At 76.9% G+C, this 4,779-nt stretch carries 4 protein-coding genes and 1 pseudogene; 1 reads left to right on the top strand and 4 read right to left on the bottom strand.

What is annotated here, in order from left to right; translation table 11 throughout:
* Positions 1-15: 15 nt before the first annotated feature.
* Positions 16-1,497 (bottom strand): GGDEF domain-containing protein, encoded by a 1,482-nt coding sequence (locus V9U69_RS13435; RefSeq protein ID WP_337062324.1) that lies wholly within the window; start codon positions 1,495-1,497, stop codon positions 16-18.
* A gap of 266 nt (positions 1,498-1,763) precedes the next feature.
* Between V9U69_RS13435 and V9U69_RS13440 the strand changes: the two genes are divergently transcribed.
* Entirely contained in the window at positions 1,764-1,949 is a 186-nt protein-coding gene (locus tag V9U69_RS13440; RefSeq protein WP_337062325.1) for a hypothetical protein, read from the top strand.
* A 173-nt stretch (positions 1,950-2,122) separates the two neighbouring features.
* Here the strand turns inward: V9U69_RS13440 and V9U69_RS13445 are convergent, their stop codons facing one another.
* The 3 genes and pseudogenes from V9U69_RS13445 to V9U69_RS13455 all read right to left on the bottom strand — a co-directional run.
* Positions 2,123-2,344 (bottom strand): hypothetical protein, encoded by a 222-nt coding sequence (locus V9U69_RS13445; protein WP_337062326.1) that lies wholly within the window; start codon positions 2,342-2,344, stop codon positions 2,123-2,125.
* Between the two features lie 49 nt (positions 2,345-2,393).
* Positions 2,394-3,668, bottom strand: coding sequence for a multidrug effflux MFS transporter (locus V9U69_RS13450; protein WP_337062327.1), 1,275 nt, complete (start codon positions 3,666-3,668; stop codon positions 2,394-2,396).
* A gap of 435 nt (positions 3,669-4,103) precedes the next feature.
* Positions 4,104-4,779: pseudogene (locus V9U69_RS13455) on the bottom strand (hypothetical protein); the annotation flags it as partial.

Raw genomic sequence — 4,779 nt, forward strand, 5'->3', positions numbered from 1 at the left:
GAGGAGGGGGAGGGGTCAGGCGGCGAAGACCCGCACCCGGTTCTTGCCGGCGCCCTTCGCCGCGTACATGGCGACGTCGGCGTGCTGCACCACCTGCTCGGCGTCCTCCCCGGGGCGGCGGTGCGCCACCCCCACGCTGGCGCCGACGCGCACCGGCCCGCCCGGCACGGCCACCGGCAGCACCGCGGACTCCACGAGCCGCCCGGCCAGGTCGGTGACGGCCGTGCCGGTCAGGCCCCGCACGAGCACCGCGAACTCGTCGCCGCCCAGGCGCGCGCACAGGTCCTCCTCGCGCACCACCTGGCGCAGGCGGTGCGCCACCTGGCGCAGCAGCTCGTCCCCGGCGGCGTGGCCGTGCCGGTCGTTGACGACCTTGAAGTCGTCCAGGTCGACGAACGCGACGCTGAACCGGGCCGCGGGGTCGGCCGCCGCCCGCTCCAGCGCCTCGGTGAAGGCGGCGCGGTTGGCGAGGCCGGTGAGGGCGTCGGTGCGGGCCTGCTCGGCCAGGGCGCGGTGCGCGTCGCTGTTGCGCAGCGCCAGCGACGACTGCGTCAGGATCGAGCGCAGCGCGGGGACGCCCTCGGCGGCCACGCGGTCGGGAGCGCCGACCAGCACCCAGCCGCCGTCGAGGGCGGGGTGCGGGATCGCCACCCAGCGGCCGGTGCCGCCGGTGGTGAGGGCGTCCAGGCAGGGGGCCTGGAGCGGCTCCGGCTCCCCGTCGGCCGGGCCGGCCGGCAGGCGCACCCCGGTCAGCACCTCGGGCAGCGGCCCGCGCCAGGCGCCGGCGGCGTGCAGGGGCTGGATGCCGGTGGGGCCGTCGACGACGAGGACGCTGGCCAGGCCGGGCGTCGCCGCGCACACGGCCTCCGCGGCGCGGACGGCCGTGGCGACGACCTCGTCGTGCTCGAGGGTGCCGAGCAGCTCCTGCCCGAACTCCGCCATCGCCGCGCTGCGCCGCTGCGCCTGCTCGCGGGCGAACAGGGCGTTCGAGAGGTGACGCGCCCCGGCCATCGTCGCGTACATCAACGGCACGCACCCGAGGAGCTCGACGCCCCGGCTGGGACCGTCGTGGCCGGGGACGACGTCCCACAGCGCGAGGCCGCCGACCATGCCGGCGACCAGGAGGGTGCAGTGCAGCACCGCCCGCCGGGTGGTGCCGTAGACGGCGCGGAACCACAGGCCGGGGAAGGCGATGCCGAGGACCATCGTGGGCGGTGCGGTGAGGGCCACGGCGGCACCGACGAGGACCGCCTCGGCGAGGTCGGTGCCGAGCACCGCGCGGCGGGTGGCGTAGCGGTGCGCCCACACCAGCGCCAGCAGGCCGGTGGTCACCGCGGCCAGCAGCGCGGTGACCGGCTCGGCGCGGCGCGCGCTGGCCGGGAAGGTCAGCGCCGCGGACAGCAGCGCGAGCAGGAAGAACAGCCGGCGCGTCTCCTCCACGAGCGCCGCCGGCCTGGACCACCACCGCGCGCGCCGCCGGTCCGCTCCAGCCGCCATCGTCCCCCCACCTCACCGGGCGGGGCCGTGCCGGCCCGTCCGCTCACCGCGGGTCACCGGCCGCGCCGGTGGACGTCCCCGCGCTGTGGTCATCGGCCGGCCGGGGTGCTCACCGCAGCACCCGTCAGGGTGAGAGCGCGCTCAACCACCGCCCGCGCCCGGGCGGGGTGCCGTCCTCGCGCCGGGGCGGGGGTGTGCCTGCCGGCGATCCGTGCGAGCGTGGGAGCGCTGGAACACCGGAGCACCGGAGCCGTCGGGAGGACGCCGTGGTCGTCGCCACGCTCATCGTCACCGCCGTGGTCGTCGTCGGCCTGATCACCGTCCTGCTCGTGCGCGACCGTGGGCGTGACCGGTCCGCCCCGCGCCCGCCCGAGCGCGACTCGTACGAGCAGGCCCTCTCGACCGGGGTGCCCGGCTACCACCACGAGCAGGGCGGCGCGGGCGGCCACTGACCGCGCCGCGCGTCCACGCGCCGCCACCACCCGGCTTCACCGGGTGGTGGCGGACGGGCGCGATCGTGCTGTCCGTGGTGGTGCTCACCGCGGTGCTGCGCCGGGCGCTGGAGCGACGCGGCCGGGACGAGCGGTGAGCTGCCGCCCGGGCGGGCCGTGCTCGCCCGGGCTCGTCACCGCGTGCGCCGTCGCCGCTCCCAGCGCTGGTCGACGACGTGGACGACGATCATCAGCGCAGTGGCGGTGGCACCCGTCACGACGGACCTGGCGACGGTGCTGTCGTACAGGAAGTGGCGCAGCAGGCCCAGCACGACGCCGGTGGCCAGAGCGGCGACGACCATGCGGGTCGAGGCCCGTCGTGTCGAGGCGGCGCGGTCCACGTCGGTGCGGGTCACCGCTCCAGGATGGCCCGGTCCGCACGGGTCTGTCCTCCCGCCGGCCCCGTCAGTGGCCGGCGGCGACGGCGGGCCCGCCCTCACCCGCGAGCTGCCAGGGCCGCACGAGCAGCACCAGCACGGCGGTGCCGAGCGTCAGGGCGGCCAGGATCACGACGCCCATGGCCCGCGCGTCGTTGCCGAGCACGCCCACCAGGGGGGAGACCAGCGCGCCGACACCGAACTGGACGGCTCCCAGCAGCGCGGCGGCCGCACCGGCGGCCTCACCGTGCCGGGACAGGGCCAGCGCCGGGGCGTTCGGCAGGGCCAGGCCGGCGCAGAACAGCACCGCCCACAGCGGTGCCACCACCCCGGCCAGGCCACCGGTGCCCGTGGCGGACAGCACCAGCAGCACCGCGCCGGCGAGCAGGCCGACGACGGTGCCGGCGAGGAGCACCTGGGAGGGGGCGAAGCGGCGCAGCACCAGCGGGTTGAGCTGGGTGGCCGCGATCAGCCAGAAGGCGCCGGCGCCGAAGAGGAGCCCGAACTGCTGCTGGTCCAGACCGAACTGCCCCTGGTACACGAACGAGGCGCCGGCCACGTAGCTGAACAGGGAGGCCATGGTCAGCCCGGCCACCAGGACCAGGCCGAGGTAGGTGCGGTCGCGCAGCAGGGCGCGGTAGGTCCGCACGGTGGCGCCCAGGCGCAGGGGGCGGCGCCTCCCGGGCGGCAGGGTCTCGCGCAGCGCGCGCGAGCCGACCGCCAGCAGGACGAGCCCGTAGAGGCCGAGCAGGACGAAGATCCCGCGCCAGGAGGTGAAGCGCAGCACCTCACCGCCGATGGTCGGGGCGAGCACGGGGGCGGCGCCCATCACCAGGAACAACCGGGACAGCATGGTGGCCGCTGCGCGCCCGTCGAACAGGTCGCGCACGATCGCCAGGGCGATGACGGCGCCGGCCGCCGTGCCCACGCCCTGCAGCACGCGCAGCACGCCGAGGACGGCGATGTTCGGTGCCAGCAGCACCAGCAGCGAGGCGAGCACGTGCAGGGCGGTCCCGGCCAGCAGGGGCCGCCGCCGGCCCAGGGCGTCGGAGAGCGGACCGATCACGAGCTGACCCAGGGCCAGGCCGACCAGGGTGCCGGTCAGGGTCAGCTGCACCGCGGCCTCGGTCGTCTCGAGCTGCGTGACGATCGTGGGCAGGGCCGGCAGGTACATGTCGATGGTCAGCGGCCCGACGGCGACGAAGGCCCCGAGCACCAGGGCGGTGCGCCCCGTGCTCGGGGCGGACGGCTGGGCGGGGCTGCTCTCGCCGCTGGCGGGCGGGAGGTCCGTGCGCGAGGTCATGTGCGGTCTTCCGTCGCGGGGCTGGGGTCAGCCGGGCAGAGGAAGCCCGTGGCTCCCCGTCCACGCGGCGAGGACGACAACCGGCGGGCGACACGGTTCCATTCCCGTCCGCCACCGGCGGCCCCGGACGTCGCACCCGCCCCGTGCGGCCGGCGAGCAGCGGTGCTCCCGGCTCCGTCGGCCAGGGGACGGGACCGCACCGGCAGGGCCGCAGCCGGAGACCACCGCACACCCGCCCTCCGGGGTGCCCGCGGGACGCGGCCGGCACCCGATCGCCGTCGTGGGGGTTGTCGACAACGTCGTCCCGTGCCGCAGAAGCGACCGTTCTCGAGACGGCCGATCGCGCCCGCCTGCGGCACGACCGCTCACGGGGGTTGGAGGGGTCCCGACCGATCCAGGACGGGGCGGTGCGTGACCGGTCGGTCCCGCGTCGTCCTACCCCTCGAGGATCGGTGCCTTCGCCTCCTGCGGTTTCGACGGGTCGGCGGGTCGGTGCCGCACCGCGATGACGACGAGGGCGAGGGCGACGGGGACGGCCGCCAGCAGGGGGAGGGTGTCCACGCCGGCGCGGGTGATGACCTGCCCGCCGACGAAGGCGCCGAGGGCGATGCCCGCGTTGCTGGCGGCGTTGACGACCGCCGCGCTGGTGTCGGGTGAGGTGCGCCAGGCGCGGACCGCGGCGCTCATGAAGAAGCCCGGCATGCCGGCGTAGGCCGCACCCCACAGCGGCAGCACGAGCACCGTCGCCCACGTGCGGCCGGTGACGGCGGCCAGCAGCACCAGGGCCAGCAGCAGCACCGCGGTGAAGCCGGTGAGCCCCGCGCGGGGGCGGTGGTCCGCGAGGCGGCCGGCGCCCCAGATCCCCAGCAGACCGGCGGCGCCGTACAGGAGCAGCGCCGGGCCGATGCCGGCCCGGGTCAGGCCGGCGTCCAGCAGGAGCGGGGAGACGTAGGTGTACAGGGTGGAGTGGCCCAGCATGATCAGCAGGACGAATCCCGCGATCACACCGAGCCCGGCGCGGGCCCGGTACCGCCGCTGCCCCACGGGCCCGGCGCCTTCGCGCCGGGTGGGTGTGGGTGGAGCGGGCAGCACCGGCAGGACGAGGGGGGTG

The organism is Kineococcus sp. G2 (genome assembly GCF_037154035.1).
GTDB lineage: Bacteria > Actinomycetota > Actinomycetes > Actinomycetales > Kineococcaceae > Kineococcus.